Annotated in this window: 20 protein-coding genes; 7 read left to right on the plus strand and 13 right to left on the minus strand. The window is 65.7% G+C overall.

Annotation, left to right across the window (positions count from 1 at the left end):
* Positions 1-20 precede the first annotated feature (20 nt).
* Complete coding sequence (locus tag HGI46_RS11995) at positions 21-986, plus strand: AEC family transporter (RefSeq protein ID WP_168904360.1); 966 nt, start codon at positions 21-23, stop codon at positions 984-986.
* Between the two features lie 7 nt (positions 987-993).
* Here HGI46_RS11995 and HGI46_RS12000 read toward each other — a convergent pair whose 3' ends face one another.
* Genes HGI46_RS12000 through HGI46_RS12015 form a run of 4 tightly spaced genes read right to left on the minus strand, consistent with a single transcriptional unit; the run spans position 994 to position 5,391 of the window.
* On the minus strand, positions 994-1,893 hold the full coding sequence (locus HGI46_RS12000) for an NAD(P)-dependent oxidoreductase (RefSeq protein ID WP_168904361.1): 900 nt from the start codon (positions 1,891-1,893) through the stop codon (positions 994-996).
* Positions 1,894-1,913: 20 nt separating this feature from the next.
* Positions 1,914-3,350 carry an aldehyde dehydrogenase family protein gene (locus HGI46_RS12005; protein WP_168904362.1) on the minus strand — a complete coding sequence of 479 codons (1,437 nt, stop codon included), beginning with the start codon at positions 3,348-3,350 and terminating at the stop codon, positions 1,914-1,916.
* On the minus strand, positions 3,350-4,588 hold the full coding sequence (locus HGI46_RS12010) for a CaiB/BaiF CoA-transferase family protein (protein ID WP_346766724.1): 1,239 nt from the start codon (positions 4,586-4,588) through the stop codon (positions 3,350-3,352). Before HGI46_RS12010 ends, HGI46_RS12005 begins: the two co-directional genes overlap by 1 nt.
* Positions 4,585-5,391, minus strand: a complete 807-nt coding sequence (locus HGI46_RS12015) for a crotonase/enoyl-CoA hydratase family protein (RefSeq protein ID WP_168904363.1) — start codon at positions 5,389-5,391, stop codon at positions 4,585-4,587. The genes HGI46_RS12010 and HGI46_RS12015 overlap by 4 nt, the downstream gene beginning before the upstream one ends.
* A 100-nt stretch (positions 5,392-5,491) precedes the next feature.
* Between HGI46_RS12015 and HGI46_RS12020 the strand changes: the two genes are divergently transcribed.
* The 3 genes from HGI46_RS12020 to HGI46_RS12030 all read left to right on the plus strand — a co-directional run bounded on the left by HGI46_RS12020 (position 5,492) and on the right by HGI46_RS12030 (position 8,611).
* A complete protein-coding gene (locus HGI46_RS12020; protein ID WP_168904364.1) occupies positions 5,492-6,367 on the plus strand; it encodes a LysR substrate-binding domain-containing protein in 876 nt (291 codons plus the stop codon).
* Positions 6,368-6,485: 118 nt separating this feature from the next.
* On the plus strand, positions 6,486-7,631 hold the full coding sequence (locus HGI46_RS12025; protein ID WP_168904365.1) for an acyl-CoA dehydrogenase family protein: 1,146 nt from the start codon (positions 6,486-6,488) through the stop codon (positions 7,629-7,631).
* 14 nt (positions 7,632-7,645) lie between these two features.
* The gene (locus HGI46_RS12030) at positions 7,646-8,611 is read left to right on the plus strand and encodes an acyl-CoA dehydrogenase family protein (protein WP_168904366.1); all 966 of its coding nucleotides are present in this window, start codon (positions 7,646-7,648) and stop codon (positions 8,609-8,611) included.
* A 6-nt stretch (positions 8,612-8,617) separates the two neighbouring features.
* Here the strand turns inward: HGI46_RS12030 and HGI46_RS12035 are convergent, their stop codons facing one another.
* Together HGI46_RS12035 and HGI46_RS12040 are read right to left on the minus strand one after the other, a co-directional pair.
* Positions 8,618-11,731, minus strand: coding sequence for an alpha-L-rhamnosidase (locus tag HGI46_RS12035; RefSeq protein WP_168904367.1), 3,114 nt, complete (start codon positions 11,729-11,731; stop codon positions 8,618-8,620).
* Between the two features lie 31 nt (positions 11,732-11,762).
* Positions 11,763-13,982 (minus strand): glycoside hydrolase family 3 C-terminal domain-containing protein, encoded by a 2,220-nt coding sequence (locus HGI46_RS12040; protein ID WP_168904368.1) that lies wholly within the window; start codon positions 13,980-13,982, stop codon positions 11,763-11,765.
* Between the two features lie 159 nt (positions 13,983-14,141).
* Between HGI46_RS12040 and HGI46_RS12045 the strand changes: the two genes are divergently transcribed.
* Positions 14,142-14,822: a TetR/AcrR family transcriptional regulator gene (locus HGI46_RS12045; protein WP_168904369.1), complete on the plus strand. Its 681-nt coding sequence runs from the start codon at positions 14,142-14,144 to the stop codon at positions 14,820-14,822.
* Positions 14,823-14,897: 75 nt separating this feature from the next.
* Complete coding sequence (locus HGI46_RS12050) at positions 14,898-15,218, plus strand: hypothetical protein (RefSeq protein WP_240344990.1); 321 nt, start codon at positions 14,898-14,900, stop codon at positions 15,216-15,218.
* An 83-nt stretch (positions 15,219-15,301) separates the two neighbouring features.
* Here the strand turns inward: HGI46_RS12050 and HGI46_RS12055 are convergent, their stop codons facing one another.
* Positions 15,302-16,384, minus strand: a complete 1,083-nt coding sequence (locus HGI46_RS12055) for a hypothetical protein (protein ID WP_168904370.1) — start codon at positions 16,382-16,384, stop codon at positions 15,302-15,304.
* Positions 16,385-16,492: 108 nt separating this feature from the next.
* Here HGI46_RS12055 and HGI46_RS22380 point away from each other — a divergent pair, with 108 nt between their 5' ends.
* A complete protein-coding gene (locus HGI46_RS22380; protein WP_168904371.1) occupies positions 16,493-17,158 on the plus strand; it encodes a TetR/AcrR family transcriptional regulator in 666 nt (221 codons plus the stop codon).
* Here HGI46_RS22380 and HGI46_RS12065 read toward each other — a convergent pair.
* From HGI46_RS12065 to HGI46_RS12090, 6 genes are read right to left on the minus strand one after another with little or no spacing between them, the layout of a single operon-like run.
* Entirely contained in the window at positions 17,140-17,892 is a 753-nt protein-coding gene (locus HGI46_RS12065) for an SDR family oxidoreductase (RefSeq protein ID WP_240946723.1), read from the minus strand. The genes HGI46_RS22380 and HGI46_RS12065 overlap by 19 nt on opposite strands.
* On the minus strand, positions 17,892-19,013 hold the full coding sequence (locus HGI46_RS12070) for a Gfo/Idh/MocA family oxidoreductase (protein ID WP_168904372.1): 1,122 nt from the start codon (positions 19,011-19,013) through the stop codon (positions 17,892-17,894). Before HGI46_RS12070 ends, HGI46_RS12065 begins: the two co-directional genes overlap by 1 nt.
* Entirely contained in the window at positions 19,010-19,882 is an 873-nt protein-coding gene (locus HGI46_RS12075; RefSeq protein WP_240946724.1) for a sugar phosphate isomerase/epimerase, read from the minus strand. The genes HGI46_RS12070 and HGI46_RS12075 overlap by 4 nt, the downstream gene beginning before the upstream one ends.
* Positions 19,882-21,114 carry a DUF1214 domain-containing protein gene (locus HGI46_RS12080; RefSeq protein WP_168904373.1) on the minus strand — a complete coding sequence of 411 codons (1,233 nt, stop codon included), beginning with the start codon at positions 21,112-21,114 and terminating at the stop codon, positions 19,882-19,884. Before HGI46_RS12080 ends, HGI46_RS12075 begins: the two co-directional genes overlap by 1 nt.
* A 1-nt stretch (position 21,115) precedes the next feature.
* On the minus strand, positions 21,116-22,375 hold the full coding sequence (locus HGI46_RS12085; RefSeq protein ID WP_346766725.1) for a sulfotransferase: 1,260 nt from the start codon (positions 22,373-22,375) through the stop codon (positions 21,116-21,118).
* Between the two features lie 2 nt (positions 22,376-22,377).
* Positions 22,378-23,433 carry a zinc-binding dehydrogenase gene (locus HGI46_RS12090; RefSeq protein WP_240946725.1) on the minus strand — a complete coding sequence of 352 codons (1,056 nt, stop codon included), beginning with the start codon at positions 23,431-23,433 and terminating at the stop codon, positions 22,378-22,380.
* Positions 23,434-23,467: the final 34 nt, after the last annotated feature.

Raw genomic sequence — 23,467 nt, forward strand, 5'->3', positions numbered from 1 at the left:
TTTGAGATACTGAACCTGAAGTGCTTGCCATTATCGGTGCCCTGTTTCCGGTGTTCGGACTGATCGCGCTCGGCATCGGGCTGGGACGGTTCAAGCTTCTGGGCGAGGGGGCCGAGGCGGTGCTGAGCCGTTTCGTCGCGCTCGTGCCCCTGCCTGCGCTAACATTTCTGGCAATCGCTGGCTTGACGATCGAACAATTGACCGAACCGGTCATGGCCACTGTCGTCGTGACGGGCGCATGGACGACCTTTGCGGTGCAGCTGAGTATCGAGCGCTTTTTCAAGAAGCCGCAGGCCGAGGCAAACATCATTGCGCTTGGAGCAGCCTATGGCAATAGCGGCTTCGTCGGGCTGCCAATCTGCCTCGCCATCCTCGGCAAGGCAACGCTCGGACCATCGGCAGTGGTCATGGCACTGAATACCGCGTTGGTCTTCGCGCCGTACATCCTTCTGCAGGAGCTTGTGACGCCGCGCGACCATAGCCGTGCCGAGAGCATTCGCACAGTGTGCCTTGCGGTGGGCGGCAATCCGTTAATCTTGTCATGTGTCGCAGGCGTCGTGGTCGCAATGTCGGGGTGGACGATGCCGGGGCCACTGCAGGTGCTGCTGTCCTCGCTCGCTGCAGCAACCGCCCCTTGCGCGCTGGTAGCGATCGGGATGTTTCTGACAAAGCCGATAGAGTGTGGCGCGGGCGCCGGGGTTTGGCGCGGGGTGGCTGGGAAGCTGGTCCTTAGCCCACTCGTTGCGCTTTGTCTTCTTGCCATCCTACCGCCGATGGACCGCATGTGGACTGCCACGGCGCTGATCATGGCGGGCGTTCCTGCGGCATCCTCGGTGTTCATCGTTGCCGAGGACCGCGCGGCGCGCCGGATTGGCGCTGCGATCATCGTCTGGACCGTCGGCCTTTCGGCGCTGACGATCCCGGTCATCGTTGCTGCGCTGGCGATGGCAGGCATGGTGGACCTTGGCCCTGCACCCCTGCCATGATCAGCCATCAGTCGGTGCGCGGCGTTTCTACCGCAGCATTACGGCAGGCCCATTCGAGCAGGGCCGAGTAATCCTTCTTCGCAAATTCGGGCACGGCACGCGCCCCGCCATAGACCGCATGTGCTGCCGCGCCTACCGGCAGGCCCATGCGGTATTCCGCCGCAGCAGTCATGGCCAGGGTCATGTCCTTGAAGGCGAGATCGATGGTGAAGCCGGGCGTAGTATCGCCCTTAAGCACCTTGTTGACCATCAGCGTGTGCAACTGGCCGTTCTGCGCCGTCGTGCTCCCGGTAACCTTCAGGATCGTATCGATATCAAGGCCGAGGCGGGTGCCGAGCGCCACGGCCTCGGCGCTGACTTCGGCAATGGTCAGCAGCAGGAAGTTGTTCACCAGCTTCATCCGGCTGCCCATGCCCTGGCCGCCGCAGCGCATGATGTCCTTGCCCATGGCATTCAGCAGAGGCTCGACGCGGACGAAGTCCTCGTCGCTGGCGCCGACTATGAACAGCGACTCCCCGCGCTCGGCATGAAGCACCAGGCGACCGATAGGACTGTCGACGAAGGCCACGCTCTTCTCGGCACAAGCCTTGGCGACGCGGTCGGTGCCGTTGGCATCGATCGTCGACATGTCGAGCAGCAAGGTGCCCGGCTTCATCTGCGCCAGCGCGCCATCGGGGCCGAGCACGACGGCCTCGACATGGGGCGTTGCTGGCAGGCAGGTGATCACCACCTCGACATCGCGCGCGGCTTCGGCCACTGAAGTAGCCTTGCGCCCGCCCAGTTCCACGATCTCGTCGGCACGAGCCGGGTCGATGTCATAGGCAGTGACGTCAAAGCCCTTGCGCACGAGATGCTTGGCCAACGGCAAGCCCATCGCGCCAAGGCCGATATAGGCGACAGTCGTCATGATATGCTCTCCCTCGGCGTTCAGATCGCGCCGTGATTGATGTAGCTGGTCTTGCTCTCGGTAAAGAATTCTGCGGCAGTCGATCCAGTCTCGCGCGCGCCGTAGCCCGAGGGTGAACGTCCGCCGAGCGGCACGTGGTATTCAAGCCCGGCCGTCGGCGCGTTGACCATGACCATGCCGGCCTGCGACGCCTTGCGGAAGCGCTCGGCGCTTTTCAGGCTGGTCGTGGCGATGCCGGACGACAGCTTGTATTCGCAGGCATTGGCAGCGTGGATCGCCTCGTCGAGGTCCTCTACCTTGATAACCGAGGCAATAGGGCCGAACGATTCATGCTGGTTGCAGCGCCATTCCGCCTTGGTGCCGGTCAGCAGCGTCGGCGCCATGAATAGGCCGCGCGTGCGTCCTTCCACGGCCTCGCCACCCGCTGCCAGTTCCGCGCCTTCACCTTGGGCATCGACCACGAACTGCAGGTTCTCGTTGAACTGCTGCACGTTGGCGACCGGACCGATCTGGGTCTCGGGATCGAGCGCGTGACCGACGCGATAGCTACCCGCAACCTTGGCCATGCGCTCGACAAAGGCATCGTGGATGCCGCGCGTGACGATCAGGCGCTCAGTGCCAGTGCAGCGCTGACCGGTCTGGATCCACGCGCCGTTGCTGGCGATCTCCACCGCCAGATCCAGGTCGGCATCATCAAGCACGACCAGCGCGTTCTTGCCGCCAAGTTCCAACTGGCACTTGGTCATCGTCTCGGCCGCGCGGGTCAGCACGGCACGGCCCGTGGCGGTGCCGCCGGTGAAGGTCAGGCCGTCGGCCTCGTCGATCATCACGTTGCCGGTGGCGCGGCCGTCGCCCATGACCAGATTGAACACGCCCGCCGGAACGCCCGCTTCCTCGATGATCTGCGCGAGCATCACCGCGCATCCCGGCACGAAGCTGCTGGGCTTCAGGACTACCGAATTGCCATAGGCGAGCGCGCCTGCGATTTTCCATGAAGGCAGGGCGATGGGGAAATTCCACGGCGTGATCGCAGCGATCACGCCCAGCGGCTCGCGCGTGACCAGCACGTTGAAACCGTCGCGCATGGAATTGTACCATTCGCCCTGCGCGCGGATCACGTCGCCCGCTGCAGCCTGGAAACACTGTGCGGCGCGCAAGGCCTCGCCAATGCCTTCGGGCAAGGTCTTGCCTTCTTCGCGGCTGAGCAGCTTGCCGATCTCGGGCGCTCGGGCCTTCAACAGCTCGGCAATCCTGTAGAGGATGTCGACGCGCGCCTGCATGTTGAAAGCGGCCCACGCCGGTTGCGCTCTGCGCGCAGCCGCCATGGCCTCGCGCACTTCGGCCTCGCCAACTTTGGTATAGCAGCCAACCGTCTCGTCCAGGTCGGAAGGGTTCTGCGTGGTGAACGGCACTGCGCCATCCAGCCAGCGTCCGTCGATGTAGTTCGCGCCCTTCATTACAATGTCTCCGCAATCACGCCCGCAGCCACCAGGCGATCGATTTCAGTCCGGTCGAGGCCCAGTCTTTCGCCCAGCACGGCGGCGGTATCCTCGCCAGAGCGGGGTGGGGCATGACGATATGTCGCGGGCGAAGCGGAAAGCTGCGCCGGAAAGCCCAGCACCTTGACCGGCGTCCCATCTGACCGCGCCATTCCACGTACGAGCCCACGCGCGGCGATCTGCGGATGGTCAAGGATTTCGGGGATTTCGTTGACCTTGCCCCCGGGCAGCTTGGCCGCCTCCATCGCCGCGATAAGGTCTGCCGACGTCCACTTCGCAATCGCCGGACGCATCAGCGCAAACAGGGCATCACGATTGACGCTGCGACCCGCGCTGATGGCAAAGCGCTCGTCGTCAGCCAGCTCGGGCAGGCCAATCAGCGCAGTGAAGGCACGAAACTGACGGTCGTTGCCCAGCGCCACAAGGATGCTTCCGTCAGAGCAGGCAAAATCCTGATAAGGCACGGTATTCGGATGCTGGTTGCCCAAGCGGCGTGGCAGCATGCCGCCGTTCATCCAATTCGATGCCTGATTGGCGAGCAACGCCACCTGGGTATCGAGCAGGGCAAGGTCGATGCGCTGCCCCTCGCCGGTGGCATGGCGGTGGTTCAACGCTGCCAGCACCGAAATCGCAGCATAAAGGCCTGTCGTCAGGTCGCTGATCGGGATGCCGACCTTCATCGGCCCGCCGCCCGGCTCGCCATCGGGCAGGCCGGTCACGCTCATCAATCCGCTCATCCCCTGCACAAGGAAGTCGTAACCGCCATTGTTGCGCAAGGGGCCGGTCTGGCCGAAGCCTGTGATCGAAAGGTAGATCAGGTCCGGCTTGATCGCGCGCAGCGAGTCATAATCGAGCCCGTACTTGGCAAGGCCGCCGACGCGAAAGTTCTCGATCACTACGTCGGCCTGTGCGGCGAACTGTCGGATCAGGTCGGCGCCCGCGGGATCGGCAATATTGATCGCGACCGAACGCTTGTTGCGGTTGGCGCAGAGGTAATAGGCGGCGTCGCGGCTTCCATCGTCAAGGAACGGCGGGCCCCATTTGCGCGTGTCGTCGCCCTGGCCCGGTTGCTCCACCTTGATCACGTCAGCGCCAAGATCGCCCAGGACCTGGGAGCACCACGGGCCCGCCAGCACGCGGGAAAGATCAAGGACGGTAATGCCGGCAAGCGGGCCGGTAGCCTGAGGCTCGCTCACTCGCCCTTCAACTCCGGCGTACGCTTTTCGAGGAAGGCACTGACCGCCTCGTGATGGTCATGGGTGTGGTGGGCGAGTGCCTGATAGGCGGCCGAGAGTTCGAGCAGCGGGGCCAGCTTCATGTCCTGCCCCTCGCGCAGCAGCCGCTTTGCCATGCGCGTGGCGTGGCCGGGATTGGCGGCGATGGCATAGGCGACTTCCAGAGCGCGCGGCAGGACATGCTCAGGCGCGACGACTTCGCTCACCAAGCCGTACTCAAGCGCCTTGGCGGCATCGATGGTATCGCCCGTCAACGTCATCAGGCTGGCGCGGGCCATGCCGATTACGCGCGGCAGCAGCCACGCCCCGCCATCGCCGGGCACGATGCCAAGCTTGACGAAGCTTTCGGCAAACAGTGCCTTGTCGGATGCGATGCGGATGTCGGTCATGCAGGCAAGATCGAGACCCGCGCCGATGGCCGGGCCATTGACCGCCGCCACGACCGGCACTTCGAGATCATAGAGCGCCGTCGGAATAAGCTGGATGCCGGTGCGATACTGGTTGCGGATCGAGAAGGGCGAGCCGCCGAACATGCCGGTCTTCTCTGCCATGTGCTTGACGTTGCCGCCGGCGCAGAACGCCTTGCCCGCGCCGGTCAGCACGACCGCGCGCACCGAGGGATCGCGCGTCACGTCGGCGCAGAACTGCGCGATTTCCTCGCTGTGCGCGGTTTCGGAAATGGCGTTGCGCGTGTCCGGGCGGTTCAGCGTGGCAATGACCACCGGACCATCGCGTTCGATCAGGAGGAAGGGGGTATCGGACATCGCGCGCTCTCCGTCGGTTCTGTGTTGTGCGAAACATCTAGGCCACCATGCCCTTTCGGGCTAATATTGAATTTTCTGGCTCTGATAGTGAGTATGTATCGTGGACCTGCGCCAGCTGCGCTATTTCAACGCTCTTGCCGAAACGCTGAACTTTCATCGTGCGGCAGAGCGCCTGCACATCTCGCAACCGCCGCTGACGGTGGCCATTCGCAAGCTGGAGGACGAGTTGGGCGTTACCCTGTTCGAGCGCGATCCCCGCGGCGTGCGGCTGACGACCGCCGGCCTTGCCGCGATTGCTCCAGCGCGGGAGGCGCTGGCGGCGGCCGACAAAGTGCGCGAGGCCGTGCGGCAAGGCGCGGCGGGTCTGCGCGGGCGGCTGTCGGTTGGCTTCATCGGCTCGGCCATCGGTGATCTGCTGCCACGCATCGTCCCGCCCTTCCGCAAGGCCTATCCCGAGGTCGAGCTGGCGCTGGAAGAGCTGAACAGCGTCGAGATCGTGCGCGCGATTGCCGCGCGAAGGCTGGATATCGGGCTGGTGCGCCTGCCGGTGATGGATTCGGCACCCGTCGCCATCGACGTGATCGAGGAAGACGAACTCGTGGCCGTGCTGCCTGCCAGCGACGTGCTGGCGCGGCGCAAGACGCTCGACCTGGGCGCGCTCGCCGACCGGGCGTTCATCATCTACAGCCCGGTCAGCGTGCTCCACGCCACGATCCGCCTCGCCTGTCATCGCGCCGGGTTTGCCCCCCGGGTCGCGCAGGAAGCGGTGCAGGTGCAGACCATCCTCAGCCTTGTCGAAGCAGGGCTAGGGGTCGCGCTGGTGCCCGCCCGCAGCGCCCGCTTCGCTGGGGCCGGTGTGCGCATCGTGACTCTGGCCGAGCGGGTGCCCATCGCCATGGGCATCGCGCGGGCGCAGGATGCATCGGTGTTGGCGCGTAACTTCGTCCAGGCGGCGCTCGCTACCGGCCCGCACTGATAGGTAATTAATATCAAAATCGGAAAATTAAATATTTGAAGCAGAAGGCGTGTGGGCGCATCCATAGCACCGAGACGTGGCGACGAAGCGCGCCGCCCGGGACAGGAGCTGCCCTTTCGTGTTCGATACACTGACGCTTGCCCAACTTCCGCCCGAGGACGAGGCGCTGCGCCCCGCCGTCCGCGCCTTTATCGAGCGCCACATCGCCACAATCCCGCTCGATCGCCGCGCGCGCTCATGGCAGGGCTTCAGCGCCGAATTCAGCCGCGCGCTTGGCGAGGCCGGCTTTCTCGGCCTGACGCTACCCAAGGCATACGGCGGACACGGCAAGGGACCCTTCGCCCGCTTCGTGGTGGTGGAGGAACTGCTGACGGCCGGTGCCCCGGTGGCCGCACACTGGATCGCCGACCGCCAGAGCGCGCCGCTGCTCCTGAACTTCGGCACCGAGGCGCAGCGCCAGAAGCACATCCCGGCAATCTGCCGCGGCGAGCAGCTGTTCTGCATCGGCATGAGCGAGCCGGGTTCGGGATCGGACCTTGCCAGCGTGCGCACACGCGCGGATCGCACCGAGAAGGGCTGGGTGGTCAATGGCCAGAAGATCTGGACCACCAACGCGATGTATTCGGACTACATGATCGCGCTGATCCGCACTTCCGGCACCTCGGCTGACCGGCAAGCAGGCCTGTCGCAGCTGATCATCGACCTCAAGGCACCCGGCGTGACCGTGCGGCCCATCGTCGACCTGACAGGTGATGCGCACTTCGCCGAGGTGTTCTTCGAGAACGTGGAACTGGGTGAGGATGCGCTGGTCGGCGCAGAGGGCGAGGGCTGGAAGCAGGTCGTCGCCGAACTGGCGTTCGAACGCTCGGGGCCGGAGCGGATCTATTCCAGCGCCGTGCTGCTCGATGCGTGGATCCGGCACCTGCAGTCCGTGAGTCGCAGCGATTGCGCGGCGCTGGTCGGCCGTCTTACCGCCGAACTCGCCACGCTGCGCGCCATGTCTATCGCCTGCACCGCGCGACTGGCGGCAGGGGAAAGCCCGGTGGTCGAGGCGAGCATCGTCAAGGATCGAGGCACCGGCTTCGAACAGGAACTCCCAGTGGTGATCGGCGACGATCTTGCCGCGCACCCCGACGAGGCGGTGAGCGAGGAGCTGTATCGCACGCTGCTCTATGTCACGCACATCGCGCCCAGCTTCAGCCTGCGCGGCGGCACGCGCGAGATCCTGCGCGGAATCATCGCGCGCGGCATGGGCCTACGGTGAGGGGAGAGGACACCATGGACATGAACGAACTGCTCGAACCCTTCGTCCGTATGCTGGATACGGCAGCGACCCCGGCGACTGTGCGCGCCATCGAGCACGGCGGTTCCCCCGACGCGCTGTGGAGCGAGATTGCCGAGTCCGGCTTCCTCGATGCACTCGTGGCCGAGGAGCATGGCGGCGCAGGCCTGAGCCTCGCTGACATCGAGCCGCTGATCGAGGCGCTGGGCGCTCGCGCCGTGCCGCTGCCGGTGGCCGAGACGATGGTGGCGCGCGCCCTTCTGGCGCAGGCCGGCGTTACCGCGCCCGAGGGACCCGTCGTGCTGGTCACCTCTCTTGCGCAGCCCGTTCCCTGCGGACTTGTCGCTCAAGCCGCGCTGGTCGATTGCGGCGATGAGCTTGTCCTGTGCGACATGGCGCAGCTCTCGCCCGCGCCGACCGGCGTGACGAACGCGCTGGCCGCGCGCATTTCCAGCAAGCCCGATGGCGTCCGCCTGCCGCGTCCCGCTTCCGGCCTGCGCGCCATCGCTGCCGTCCAGCGCGCTGCGCTGATCGCGGGGGCCGCCGCGCGCCTGTGCGACGTGACCACTGCCTATGCGTCGGAGCGCGTGCAGTTCGGCAAGCCGATCGGCCGCCAGCAGTCGTTGCAGCAGATGCTGGCGCTGATGGCCGAGGACATGATCGCCTGCCGCATCGCCGCGCAGCTTGGCGCTTCGCAGGGGATTGCAGTGTCCCTCGCCACCGCCGCGACGGCCAAGATCACCACCTCCGCTGCCGCCCCACGCATCGCTGCCTCTGCTCATGCGGTCCATGGCGCGATCGGCATAAGCGAGGAATACGACCTGCAACTCCTGACCCGCCGCCTCCACCAATGGCGCCTGGCCGACGGCTCGGAAGGCTACTGGTCGCAGGTGCTGGGCACCGCACGGCTGGCCTCGCCTCAGCCCACGGTCGACTGGATCCGCGAGACCGTGTTTGCCTGATCCGGGTCAGAGCTTGCCGGAGTAGCGGTTCGGTCCTGCCACTGCGCGCGCCTTGCGTCCGCCCGGCAGGATGACCTCGCCCTCCACCCCGGCAGGCAGTTCCACGTCGAGCCGGAATGCGCCGTCCCTGGCCGTCCAGTCCGTGCGGATCGTGCCGCGCACGCTCTGATAGGTCGCACCGCCGCTGCCGAGCACGGGGCTCATGATCGGCGCAATGCGTACCCGTCCGAAGCCCGGCGTGGCAGGCGCGATCCCGGCGATGCGGCGGAACAGGAAATCGCCGATGGCGCCGAAGGCATAGTGGTTGCGGCTGTTCATGCCGACATCGCCCTGGTCGCTGTTCCAGCGCTCCCACATGCTCGTCGCGCCCTGCTCGACCATGTAGCCCCATGACGGGTAGCTGCGCTGGGTGAGCAGGGTGATCGCCGCTGGCTCCTGCCCGGACATGACCAGCGCATCGAGGATGTGCGGCGTGCCGAGGAAGCCGGTGGAGAGGTGATTGCCGCGCCGCGCAATGTCCGCCGCCAGCGCCACACCTGCTGCGCGCATGGTTTCGGGCGAGAGCAGGCCGAAGCGGATTGCCACGACGTTGCCGGTCTGGCTGCCGTTGCCAACCTTTCCATCAACGACGAAGGCGGCGTTGAACGCGGTGCGGATCGCGTCGAACAGGCTGCGATACCTGGCGGCAGCCTCAATGTTGCCGATTGCCGAGGCCATCGCAGCCATCATCGTGGCATCCTGCGCCCAATAGGCTGTAGAAAGCAGGTCCTTGGGCGTTGTCGCCGCGCCGGGATTGGTGGTCGGCGCATCGACCGAAAGCCAGTCGGCATAATCCGCGCCGCGCTGCTTGCGCCAGACATGGTCGGGATTGGCCGCCTCGATCCACGCCATGTAGGCTTCCATCGCCTGCCAGTTGGCGCGGATCACCCCGGTATCGCCGTTCTGCATCCATGAGGTATGCGGCAGGATCACGCCGGCATCGGCCCACCCCGGCGATGACAGCTTCATCGTCGGCACGAAGGGCGGGATGCAATCGGGGAAGGCACCCTTCGCGCTTTGCGATACGCGGGCGTCCTCCATCACGCGGGCGGTGAAGGCGGTCACGTCCATGTTCCACGCCGCGGCAGGCCAGAACACCGCCGCATCGCCCATCCAGCCCAGCCGCTCGTCGCGCTGCGGGCAATCGGTGGGCAGCCCGTAGAAGTTCGCCCGCTGGCTCCATACCGAATTGCGCCAGAACTTCTCGATCACCGGATCGCCGACCCGCAGCTCCGCCGTCTCGGCGAGATCCTGATGCGCCACCAGTCCTTCGAGGCTCCATGCGCCCGCATCGTCCGGCACGCCGGTGATCTCGACATAGCGATAGCCGTGATAGGTAAAGCGCGGCTCATAGACCTGGCGCCCGCGTCCGGCGGCGATGTAGATGTCCCGCGCCTTGGCGGTGCGCAGGTTGGCCTGATCGACGGTGCCATCGGCCTTGAGCATCTCGGCAAAGCGCATCTCGATCCGCGCACCTGCGGGTGCCGTGACGGTGAGGCGGGGGAAGCCGGCAAAGTTCTGGCCATAATCGAGCACGTAATGCCCGGCGCCCAGACGCGTCACCGACTTCGGCTGAAGGGTCTGTCGCACGCGGATCGGCGGGCAGCGCTGCGGTTCGACCGGGATGGCCGGGGCGGCGATCACGCTGGCCGGACGCCAGCCCGCCGCCGTGCCGCCAACGCTTGCCCAGCCGGACTGTTCGGCCCGCGCATCATGGATCTCGCCATCGTAGAGCGAATGCTCCAGCAGGGCAGAGTCCGCAATCTCCCAGCCCTTGCCGCTGCCGATCACTGTACGCGAACCGTCGTCATGCTCGATCTCGAGCTGGCACAGCAGGCGGCACGGCGCAGGGCCGAAGGCAAAGCGCGCCGAGGTGCTGAAACGCGAACCGTACCAGCCATCGCCGACGACCATGCCCAGCACGTTGGCGCCGGGCTTGAGCAGGGCGGTCACGTCGTAGGTCTGGTAAAGCACGCGCTTCGAAGGGTCGGTGAACTCGGGCGCAAGCTTGCGGTCGGCCAGCGGCGCGCCGTTGATCCACGGTTGGTAGATGCCCAGCGCCGTGGCGTGAAGCCGCGCGGCCTGGATCGGCTTGTCTATGCTGAAACCACGACGCAGGCGGCTGGCTGGCGTCAGCGGCCACGGCTCTCCGATGGGCAGGCTGCCCTTGGCGCGCTCGGCGGAATGCCATGCGGTGTCGTCAAAATCAGGCAGCTGCCACCCGGCGGGCGCTGCCACCAGGGTTTTCCAACCGACGCTGGCCGAAGTCATGCGCTCTTTCAGCCCATCGCCATGGCGCAAAAGCGCAGCAGCCACGCAAGGTGGCTGGCCGAAACTGCCGACGCGCCGCCCTTCGATGGCAATGACGTTGCGGCCCTTCTTCAGTATGATGGGCCAGACGGCCATCTCGGTATGGCGCGCCGGGCCATCGCGCGGGGTCGGCGCGGGCTCGCCGTTGATCCACACGCCGGTCAGCTCGTGCAGCGTGCCGCAGAACTCGGCTGCACCGCCGGGATGGTCAAATGTCCAGCGGAAGGCGCGGGGCTGGCCGACGTTCTGCCGGTCCGGCCCCGAAATCCAGTGCAGCCCGGCCTCGCGGTCAGCCTTGGCGACAAGCGTTTCGCTGGCGATCCATTCGGCCTGCCAGTCGGCCGGCGCAAGGCCGGTTTCCCACATCGCCGGCTTGCTGCGCAGCGGCGTGCGGCTGCCCTTGGTCCAGCTTTCGACCTGCCACCACACGCGGCTGCGCGAGGGTAGGGCCGGTCCGCCATAGGCGATGTCGACCGCCGAAGTGCCTGCAACGCGCCCGCTGTCCCAGACCAGGTCCCGGCCAGCGGCGAGGTCTTCGGGACTGCGGGCAACGCTGACGCGACAGGCTACCTGTCCGGCACGCTCCGTATCGCCCAGCTTCCACGAAAAGCGCGGCGTTGCATCGCCCAACGCCAGCGGGTTTTCGAGACCGCACACGCGCAAGGATTCGACGCTGTCTTTCTGCGCTGCGGCCAATGCGCGCAGCGGGACCGCCGCCGCGCTTGTGCCGACGATGCCCACTACAATGGCTTCACGCCGATTGACCTTCATCGACTCTCTCCCGCAATCGTTATTGTTGCCATCAAGGCTTGATCGTCTGCGCCGCCAGCGAAACCCGGGCGGCCAGCACCGGCTCACCGGCTGAGCGTGCCACCTCGATTCTCACCTTGCCCGACGTCACCACCCAGCGCTGCCGGGCCGCATCGAAGCTGGCGAGCAGGCGCGGGTCGGCCTCGATCGTCACGATCCGGCTTTCCCCCGGCATCAGCAGCGGCTTGTCCCACCCGATCAGGCGCCGCGCCTTGCCGGGCAGCGTCACATAGACCTGCGGCACATCGGCCCCCTTGCGCGTGCCCGTGTTGGTGACGGTAAAGCTGGCGCTCACGGTGCGCCCGCCCTTGGCCTTGAGCGCCGAATAGCGGAACGAGGTGTAGGACAGGCCATGGCCGAACGCGAACAGCGGCTTCTCGCCCTTGCGGTCGAACCAGCGATAACCAGCGTCTGAACCTTCGGGATAGGTGATCGAGAACGGCGGGCTGTTCGTCTGCAGCCCATAGCTGGCCTTGTCGTCCTTCGATGGCGGCGGCAGGTCCGATCCGGGCAGGACCGGATTGGGCAGCTGGTCTACGCCCGCCGGAAAGGTCACCGGCAGGCGACCCGATGGGTTGGTCTTGCCTGAAAGGATCTCGGCAATCGCATCGCCGCCGCGCTGGCCGGGATACCACGCGGCGAGCACTGCCGGCACTTTGGCCAGCCATGGCATCGCCACCGCATTGCCTGTCTCCAGCACCACCACCGTGCGCGGATTGGCGCTGGCCACCGCAGCGATCAGCGCATCCTGCTGCCCGTCGAGCGAAAGGTCGGGCTGATCCTCAGCCTCGGTCGCGAACTTCGTGGCGAAGACCACGGCCACGTCTGCTGCCTTCGCCGCAGCTGCCGCTGCTGTCGGATCATTGCCATCAACGAACGTCACCTGTGCATTGCCGAAAGTTTGGCGGAGCGCATCGAGCGGCGGCGTTCCGCCCCAGGCGCGGCGGGCAAATGTGGCGGCCGGTCCGCTTTCGATCTTTTCCACGGCGCGAAAGCCGCCCACGGGCACGACCTGGCTCGACCCGCCGCCGGACAGGACGCCAAGATCGGCCTTGCCGCCGATCACCACGATCGATCGCACCGAACCGGCCAGCGGCAGCAGACCGCCTTCATTGCGCAGCAGCACCGTACCCTCGCGCGCCGCCTGCAGTGCCACTTCGCCATTGCGGGAATAGTCGATGGTCTTTGGCGTGATCTCGGTCCTGTCCACGCCATTGGCATAGATCGCCCAGAGGACGCGCTTTGCTGCCGTGTCGACCGCTGACATCGGGATGCTGCCATCGACCAGCTTCGGCTTGAGTTCGGTCGAGAACCAGCGCTTGCGATCAAGCATTTCGCCCGATTGCTGGTCCAGCCCGGCCAGCAGGGCTTCGGTAGAATGAACCGCGCCCCAGTCGGACATGACATAGCCCTTGAACCCCCAGTCACGGCGCAGCACATCGGTCAGCAGGAAGCGGTTCTCGCAGGCATATGTCCCGCCCACCTTGTTGTACGAGCACATGACCGAGCCGGGATTGCCGCGTTCGATGCCGATCTGGAAGGCCAGCAGGTCGCTCTCGCGCATTGCCGCCTCATCCATCTCGACCGAGGCCGAGGATCGGCCGATCTCCTGGTCGTTGAGCGCGAAGTGCTTGATCGTGGCGATGATGCCGTTCGACTGGACACCCGCGATCTGCGCGCCGACGAGGACCCCGCCGAGCAGCGGGTCTTCGCCGAGGTACTCGAAATTGCGCCCGGCACGCGGGTCCCGCACGAGGTTGACGCCGCCTGCCAGCATCACGTTGAAGCCTTTGGCAACGGCTTCCGAACCGATCATCCGTCCGCCCTCCCGGACCAAGGCCGGGTTCCAGCTCGACGCCAGTGACAGGCCCGAGGGCAGGGCAGTGGCAACGTCGCCCTTGCGCATGTCCATGATATTGGAAACGCCGAGGCTGGCATCGGTTGCATACTGGGGCGGGATACCAAGGCGCTCTATCCCGGCGATGACGCCTGCACCAACCGGCATGCCGGGCGCGCGCTTGGCTGCGGGAATGAACAGGGGCATCGTGCCATGCAGGAGCTGGATCTTCTCCTCCTGCGTCATCTGCGCCAAGGTCCGTTCCGCGCGAACCTCGGCAGCATCCCGCTGTGCCCGCTCCGGTTCCGCCTTGGCTTCGGCGCAACCGAGCGCGATCGTCGCGGCAGAATAGATAACGCGCGCGGCAGGCTTCATTCCAGGGTCCTCGGATGATCCGGCGCAGCTTGGTCAGCTGCGTGATTTCAGACCGGCAAGCTTCACCAAACCAGCCTTCAAGTCAAGTAATAGATCACATGAGTTCGATTATGCGAGGTGACTTGCGCGCATTCTCCCCCTGTGGAACAAGACAGCGCGATGGACGCCAGCCCCCAGAAAACTCGCACTTCCCCGGCCAGGAAGGCTGCGCCCCAGCCGCACCAGCCGGTGCGCGGCAGGCCGACGGCGGACCAGGCCAACTCGATTGACCGCTCCATTGTCAACACCGCGCGCACGATGTTCCTTGCCGATGGCTTTGATGCTGTCGGCATGAAGCAGGTGGCCGAGACCGCACGGGTCTCGAAAGGCACGCTCTATGCCCGCTACCCCTCGAAGGAGGCGCTGTTCAAGGCGGTGATCGAGCAGTCGATTGCTGACTGGTCGGCCGAAGCCTCGCTGCAGGATGCGGCGCTTACCGACAATATCGAACAGCGCCTGCGCCACCACGCCACGATCATTGCCACGTGGTTGGGCAGGCCGGATGTTCTTGCCCTCCAGCGTCTGCTGTTATCGGTGCAGGAACGCTTTCCCGAGCTCTCTGAAGTCATGCAGCGCCGAGGAAACGATTACATCGTCGGCCTGATCGCCCGGGATATCGAGGAAGCGGCCGCGCGGGACCGGCGCAATTTGCGCGATGCCCATGCAGTCGCCCGATTGCTGGTCGCCGCGATCAGCGGAGCGCAGATGCAGCGCGGCACGGCGCATGAGAATGACGAAGACCTCCAAGGCTTTGCACAACGGGCCGTCGATGTAATCCTGTGGGGCACCAGCGCCTGGTAAGCCTTGATATTCGAACACATGTGTGCATTAATACTCGGGCAAACGATTCAAGTGTCGTAATCTGAAAGGATGCCCATGATCCGCACTGCCCTTATCGTCGCGTTGGCCGCTGCCGCGCTCCCCGTCTCGGCCATCGCTGCAGAACCGGCCAAGCCGGAAGCCACCGCTCCTGCGGCCAAACCCAAGTACACCACCGCCGAAACTGATATCGGCACCTTGCTGGATGACCCTGCCGCCAAGGCGATCATCGACAAGTACATCCCCGGCATGACCAGCAACGAGCAGATCGAAATGGCCCGCTCGATGACGCTGAAGGCCATCCAGACCTATGCACCCGACGATGTGACCGACGCGCGCCTCGCGCAGATCGATGCCGATCTTGCCAAGCTGAAGTAAACTTCTCGCTGACATTCGCAGGATAGAAAGAAGGGCCGCGATCACCCTGATCGCGGCCCTTTCCTGTGTTTTCCTGAGCAGCTTCAGGCGGCCATGCCATAAGGTGCATCGACCGGCGCTTCTGCGGGGTACTCCGCAGGACCGCCGTAGTCGTAGGCTGCATTCAGCGTGGCGATGAACACCGGATCGTTCAGCGGATCGCTCGGCGTCTCGATCTCGATCCCGCGCGAACGGACGTCCTTGATCAGCATGTCGATTGCCTGTTCGTGGGTCAGGTTGTCGCTGCCGTCCATATTCTTCTTGAGCTCGGCATAATCGCTGAACACTTCGGCCGACCAGTGAACGAGGAAGCGCAGGTCATCGGTGTGATAGCGTTCGATCACCCGATCGCCAGTCTTGACCAGCCAGCCATCGCGGTCGGCGGCGTCGCCGGTGAACACGCTGTCGAAGCCGAGGCCTTCAGGACGACGGCGCTCGACCGGGCCGTTCGCCTCGCCGCGATGCACAAGCATCTCGTTCTGCACGACGACGGCGCGGTTGTAGATCGGCGATTGCACGCGCGCCGGCTTGTTCAGCGGGCCGTTCGGCCAGTAAGTAAAGCCGCTGGAAGGATCGTGGCTGAACCAAGTGATGACCTGCGCCATCTTGATCAGGTAGTCCTGAAACAGGCCCGACCGGCCCATGATCGAACACAGCCAGGTGGGTGAATTTTCGTGCCTCACGCCACGGAAGCTCGGGGAATCGAGGTGGCCGGGGTCGGTGTTGCCGCAAGGCCCGTTGACGTTGAACAGCATCATCTGCGGCTTGGCATACTGTGCTCCCCAGTATGACTTAGCCTGGTTCAGGAACGCCTCGTTGTAGAACACGTCGTGCAGTTCGGGGTAAAGCGGGGTAGAATAGTTCGCGAGATAGCCCCGGAACGTCGGCGTCAGGAACATGTCGAGCGTGGGAGTGAAGCCTTCGGGAAAGCCGCCGGCAAACGTCGCGATCAGCGATTCCACCGTGGGAAAGTGTTGTGCGATGATCAGCTTCCACGGCCCCTCATCGTGCACAACGTCGAGCATCAGGCGCTTCTGCTCCTCCGTGAACGGGTTGCTGATCTCGCGCGGGGGCGAGGCGGGCTTGAGTATGTCAGAAAGATACTTCCTGCGGGCTTCATCGAGCATCGCTGTCTCCTGTCTGGGATTCGCGCCTTCACGGCTTTCTTGCAGGAAGTTATAAGGTGATAACTTTTTTGGCAAGCAACTTCGCGCGAACTTCGCTATGGACAGGCGATGGACGGAACATCTGATCTGCAGGCGCGCGCGGAAGGCAGCGTGATGACCAAGGGCCGGCGCACCACAAACCGCATTCTTGACGCGGCCGAAGAGCTGTTCGCCCAGAACGGCCATGGCGCCACCTCACTGCGCGACATTGCCGCCAAGGTCGGCCTCCAGCAGCCCGCCCTTTACAAGCACTTCGCCGGCAAGGACGATCTCTACCGCCAGGTCTACGAGCGCGCCCTCAAGCCGATGACCGATCTCATGGACGAAGTGCTGGCGCGCCCCGAAGCCGACTTCGCCGACCTGACAGACGGCATGACCGACCTTCTGGCGCAACATCCCAATATCGCCCGGCTGCTGATCCGCGCGGCAATCTCGTCGGACAGCGAACCCGATACCATCGGACTGGACTGGCTGGCGCGGATGGTCAGCTATGGCCGGAGAATGAATGAGAAGGCGGGCCTGCCGTCATCGGACGACAGTCTGGCGGTGCAGATTGTGGCGATCTTCAACATGCTGTTCGGCTTCTTCTGGGCATCACCGCTGATCGAAAGCCTGTCAGGCATGAAGGCCACCGACGCTCCCGCCATGGCGATCCAGAAGGGCCTGCTGCGCGGCTTCGTGGGCAGCCTTTCGGGAACCAGCCAACAGCGGCCGGATCAGCCAGAAACGGTATAACCCCCGTCCACCGCCAGCGTCTGTCCGGTAATCCAGCTGGCAGCCGGACTGGCAAGAAAGGCGATGGCCTGCGCAATGTCGTCCGGCTCGCCCAACCGGCCAAGCGGGGTGCGGGAGAGCGTCGGCGCGGTCCATGCTTCCTGCGCAAAAGTGCCGGCCGTCATGCCGCTACGAGTCAACCCTGCCGCCACCGCATTGGCGCGCACGCCGCGCGGGCCCCAGTGCGCGGCCATGGTCCGGGTCAGGCCGATTAGCCCGGTCTTGGCAGCGCCGTATCCCGGCACGATCGGAATGCCGAAGAAGCTGCTCATCGATGCGATGCCGATGACCGATCCGCCGCCCGGGATCGCACTTTGCGCCAGCAGGTCCACCGTCCGCCGCGCCATGCGAAACGCACCGTTGAGCAGCATGGCCACCGCGCGGTCGAAAACGTCGGGCTCCCACTCATCAAGACCGAGCGAGGGCAGGGCGATCCCGGCGTTGTTCACCAGCACGTCGAGGCGGGGGAGGGCCGCTGCAACGGCATCGATCTGCGCCTTGTTCTCGATATCGAGCGAGAGATAGCGATAGCCGGAAAGGTCCGCCTCATACTCGCTGGCGCTGCCGCGCGTGCCGGTGATCGTCACTTGCGCCCCGGCATCGCGGAACAGTGCAGAGGCGGCCGCACCGATCCCGCTGGTGCCGCCGGTCACCAGCACATGCGCGCCGGAGAAATCGTGCTTCGGCCCCATCATCACACCGCCTCCACATCAACCCAACGCCGTTCGGCGTGAGATAGCCGCGCAGCATCGAGGATCGCCTGATTGGCCGCGGCATCGCGGAAATCGCCGGCCCGGTCCGGCAACGGCGGCTCGGCGCCGGCGATCTTCGCGCCGATCTGTGCGAATAGTTTCGCATAGGGCGCGACGTCGAAGCCCTGGCTGTGCCAGCGGTCCATCTCGGTCTGGACGAGGTCGCTGATCGGGAAAGGCGCAGGCGCTGGGTTGGCAAGTTCCGGCGGCATCTCGATCATGCGCGCCCCTGCTGCGTCCTGCACCCAGACCTGCTCGGGATCGCCGAACGCCGCGCCTGACTGGATCCAAGCCGCGCCCTTGCTGCCCGCAACCTTGGTCGACATCACGAACGGTCCCGGAAAACACAGCGCCGCTTCAAGCAGCCCCATGCAGCCTGACGCGGTACGGAACTGCAGCGTATAGTAATCGTCCGAAGTCTGCGTCGGCCTTCCGGGGGAAAGCTTGCGCAGCACCGTGCTCACCGCCACGATCTCGCCCACGGTGACCCGCGCCTGATCGATCATGTGCGTGCCGAACGCGCCAAGGAAGCCGCCGCCCTGTCCCGCGTCGAGCCACCAGTCGGCAAGCGGCTCGTTAGGGTCACCACCGGGCTGCTGGTAGATACGATGGAACATCAGCGGCTCACCGATGGCACCCGATTGCACCATGCGGGTCAGCAGCGCTTGCGCGGAATCGAAGCGGAACTCCGCGCCGAGCGTGTGGACGACGCCTGCCGCCTCTGCCGCTGTCAGCATCTCGCGCGCCTGCGCCAGATCGCGGGCGAAGGGCTTCTCGCACATTACCGCGCGTCCTGCCGCGATGGCCTGCATGACCGGAGCGTAATGCGCATGCGGCGGCGTAGCGACGGTGACGAGGCGGATGGCCGGATCGTCCGCGAGCACTTGCGCCAAATCGTTGGCGGCCAGCGGAATGCCAAGCGGCGCGGCGCGGGTGCGGGTCTTCTCGAGATCGCGGCCGACGATGGCGCGCACTGCGAACCCAGCATCGCGCAGGGCGCGGACATGGGTGAACAGGCCAAAGCCGGTGCCGACCACCACGGCGCCGAGGGGTGTCTCGCTCATGCTGGAGTCCTCGCTGTGGCCAGAAGGGAATGGGTCGATCGCGCCCAATCGCGGGCGATCTCGGCCAAGGGCATCGTGTCCTGCCGAGTGTTGAACACTTCGACTCCGGCTGGCGCGGTGCAGCCGATGGCATCGAGCGTGCAGACCAGGCCGATGACGTCGAGCTCGCCCTCGCCGGGCAGGAGCCGCGCTGTCATCAGTTCAGACCAGAGGTCGGCCGAGGCATGTGCCGGGGCATCGCACAACTGCACCGCGTGGATGCGCTCGCCAAGAACCTCGGCCAGTTCCTCAAGCGTCGATCCGCTGCGGAAGAAATGCCACGCGTCAAGCGTGATCCCGCCGTTGCCACAGCCCGCCGCCTCGACCACGCGCAGGGCCTCGCCCAGCGAACGGATGCCGCCGACGGGGAGAAACTCGATCTGCGCCTTCAGGCCGTGGTCTGCCGCCATCGTGCATAACCGGGCGAAACCTTCGGCCGCCTCATCCAGCGAAGCGGGCTCGACCGACAGATCGATGGCCGAGACCGACTGCGCCCCCACCCGCGCCGCCGTGGCAATGATCGGCTCAGGCGTCAGCTGGCGCAGGAACGCGGTCAGGCCCCCCGCCTGTTCCGTCCGCGTCTGGTGCTCCATCCAGCAAGCGGTGCAGTCCATTTCTGTGATGACCAGCCCTGCATCCGCAATCCGGCCAGCGATTTCAGCCGCGCTCATGCCTTGCGCTTCGAGCGCCCAGACATCACCCGGCTGGATCGAAATGCCGTGAAATCCTGCCGCAGCAAAGGGACCCAGCCGTTCGAGCAAGGGAAAGCGCGAGACCGGTGGCGAGGACAGCACGAGGTCTGCGGTTGTCAGCGCGCGCGTCATCGCCATCAGTCCACGAACTGTCCGGTGGCAATCGCGGCCTGCGGATCGAGCGCGCCCAGTCCCTTGGCCTCCAGCACCGCCAGCGGCAGGCGCCACAGCGCGACCGGCGCGGTCGTCTCGGTCAGGACGAAGCGCAGGCCCCAGATGCCGCGTTCGTGGCCATAGCTGTCGATCCAGTTGCCACCGATGCCAAGGTCACGTTCTGCGATCACCACGCGCACGCGGCCATCGGCTTCGGCCTTGTGGCGATAGTTGCTGATCCAGCCGTTGCCGTCCTCGAAGGTGTCGAGATTCTCCTGCCACACGTTGCACAACTGGAAGTTCCAGTACTCGCACGGCGGCGGCGTGAATTCGAGGACGAGCGCTTCGTCCAGCCCCTTCTCCCACCCGCCGAACGCCACGTGCCTGTCGGGCACGCCGCCATTGGAAAGGTACTGCGCGCGGCTGTAATCGAGGCGGTTGAGCCTGTCCGAGAAATTGCCCTGCGTGCCCTCCCACCAGTTGCGCACCAGCTCGGCGTAGCCAAGCACCGCCTGCGCGGTCCACGCGAGATTGTCGGCAATCAGCGCAGGGTTGACCGGCTCGGGCGGGGCATTGTCGGTGCGCGATATAGTCATTACCGGCGCGCGCTCGCTGCTGCGGTCCGACCACACGAGGCGGATCAGGATGCAGTTGGTTTCGGGCGCTAGACGCAGCCAGTTGCGACCCTCCCCCGGATCGTTCTGCGAAAGCACGACCTCGAAAGAGCCGTCGTCCTCGAACCGGATCTGGCGCGAATGGAGGAAGCCGGTGGTCTTGAGGTTGGACGGATCGAACCGTTCGAGACCGGCGACGCCCTGCGCCGCCCAATCCTGCGCGCCCGGCAAATCCGGCGCGGGGCAGGTGCACAGCGCCATCACGAAGTAGGGGATCGTTCCGCGCGTGCCGGTGATCACGTAGTCGCGCGCTTCGTCGAACTGGCACATCAGGTGGTCCTGATCGACGGTCTGCACGTTGATCGATTGCCGCCACACCATGTCGCGCAGGCGGGGGCGGGTCGGCTCGGCATTCTCGATCAGGCGCTCCATGCTGGAACGCGCCAGCCGGCTCATGAAGCGGTACCATTCGGCGCGGTCGAGATCGGATAGCGGGCTGGCGAAGCTTTCGATATGGCGACCGGCGACCTTGAGCGTATCGCAGAAGTCGTCCCAGGCCCGGCCGGAGATCAGGCGCTGTCGCGCGGTTTCGGCGGGGTCCATGTCAGTTCTCCTGCTTTACTGCAAAGCGCTGATAGTAAAAGGAAAAGCGCTCGCGCAGCGCAGCCGTGTCCATGGCGAACACCCCCTCCAGATCGTAGACGACCTTACCGTGGGCATGGCGGGGGTTCTCGGCGAGATAGCCCAGCAGCCGGGCCTCGGTCTCGGGCGAGAGGTCCAGCCCGGCGAGGCGGTAGATGCGCCGGGCGGTGCCTTCCTGATCGGCCATATACTGGTGGAACAGCACGTCGAACGACTGGTCCGGGCCGAAGGCGTCACGCTGGGCCACGCACTCTAGCAGCAGCTTCTCGATCCGGCCGGCCCAGAGTGCGGCCAGCGCAGGCGGGTCGATGCGGCTCCTGCGGGTGCGGTCCGAATAGCCGAGCATGGTGGTCAGCGAGCGCAGCACATCAACCGGGTCACGGTGGGTCACCACCATTGTCGCATCGGGAAACACCGCCTTGATCGCGGCAAGGTTTTCCATGTGCTGTGGCGATTTGAGGAGCCAGCGCCGCTTGCCGCGTTCGCCCCTTTGCCAGGCGAGAACCTGCAGCACCTTCTTCTCGTAGGCGTAGGACACGGTGCGGTCGTGTGCGAGGTAGTGGTCGGTCCAGCCGGGCAGGCGGGCGGAGAATTCCCAGTTGTAGCAGTTCATGTCCATGAACAGCAGTTCGTTGTCTTCGTGGATGTCGTGCGGCGCCATCTCGTGCATTGCGGCCATGTGCGGCACCAGCGCGCCGAACGCCCCCCAATACGCGGCCGAGCGGGCAATGCGCGGGTCTTCTTCGCCGGGGGTAAGCGGTGCGGCCGGTACCGGCTCCTCCGATTCCCACAGCGTCAACGAATTGAGCCGGTCATCGCGCGACAGCCAATTGACCAGATGCGTTGTGCCCGAACGCGGCAGGCCGGCAATGAAGATCGGGCGCTCCACCGGCATGTCGAGGATCTCGGGATGACGCTTGACCAGATCCTCGATCCGCAGCCGGTTGGCCATGGCCCGCACGGCCTGGCCGAGTACGAACACCTGCCCGCCGCGGGTAAGGCCGGCGTCGGCATAAAGCGCATCGAGGATCACCCCGAGCCGCTGGCGAAAGCCGGTGTCCTCGCCGAAATCCTCAAGCCCGGTTGCGGCGCAGGCGCGGGCCAGCACCTCATCGGCGCTCATCGGACATGGGAAGTCGGGCGGGCCCGCGCGCCACGCGGCAAGCTCGGGCGTCACCACCGGATCGGCCATGTCGTCGATGTGGATCAGGGGAGCGGCCACGGTCACAGTCCTTCGCCGAAAGTGAGGACGACCTTGGCCGCGCGGGCCGGATCAGCGGCCATCTCCAGCGCCTCCTGAAAATGGGAAAAGTCGTAGGCGTGGCTGACCAGCGCAGACAGATCGCGTCCGCCTTCGGCCAGCATGGCAATCGTCTCGCCGAACTCGGCCGCGCGGGAATCGGCGATCGAGCCGCTCAGCGAAAGCTCGTTGGCCATGACGCGCCACAGGTCGAGCGCGAGCGGCTTGTGGTGCAGGGCGATCACGCAGATCCGTGCCCGGTACTTGGCGACCGAAACCACCTCGGCCAGCGCTGCTGCCGAACCTGCACAATCGACGAAGACATCGGTGCCGACAAACGGCGCGCCAAAGCGTTCGCCTGCGCCATGGAAGCGCCCCAGCGCATCGGGCAGGCTTTTCTCGGCAACGTTGATGGCCAGCCCGGCGCCCAAGGCGCGAGCCCGCTCCAGCCGCTCGGGCACGCGGTCGAAAATGGCGATGTCCCGCGCGCCCAGATGCTGCGCCATGACCAGCGTGCACAAGCCGATGGGACCGGCTCCAAGGATCGCGATCCTGTCCGACGCGCAGGCATTGGCGACGCGCAAGCCATGCAGGCCGACCGACAGCGGCTCGGCCAGCGAGGCGTGGGCAAACGACAATCCGTCAGGCAGCGCAAACAGCGTCTCGCCGATCTCGGCGCCTTGGACGCGCAGGAACGGCGCCATCGCGCCGTCGGGCCCGCCGCCGCCGATATAGGCGCGGTCAGGGTTGATCGCGACGCGCATTCCCGGGGAAACACCGCGCACTCCATCGCCAACAGCCACGACGGTGCCCGCAGATTCGTGGCCGATCGGCAGCGGTGCTTTCAGCGGCTCCACCCCGCCCAGCCCGCCCTGCGCGATATAGCCAAGATCGCTGCCGCAGATGCCGCAGGCGCCGATCCTGACCAGTGCCTCGCCAAGCCCGGGGGCAGGAACCGTGATCTCGTCGAGCCGCACATCGCGCGGCCCGTGTACCCGGGCGGCAAGCATCGTTTCGGGTGATCCTGCTGGCGCGTTCATTGGCCGTTCCTCTCCCTCCTGCCGGCTTGCGTCA

The organism is Novosphingobium sp. ERW19 (assembly GCF_012641315.1).
Classification (GTDB): Bacteria; Pseudomonadota; Alphaproteobacteria; order Sphingomonadales; family Sphingomonadaceae; genus Novosphingobium.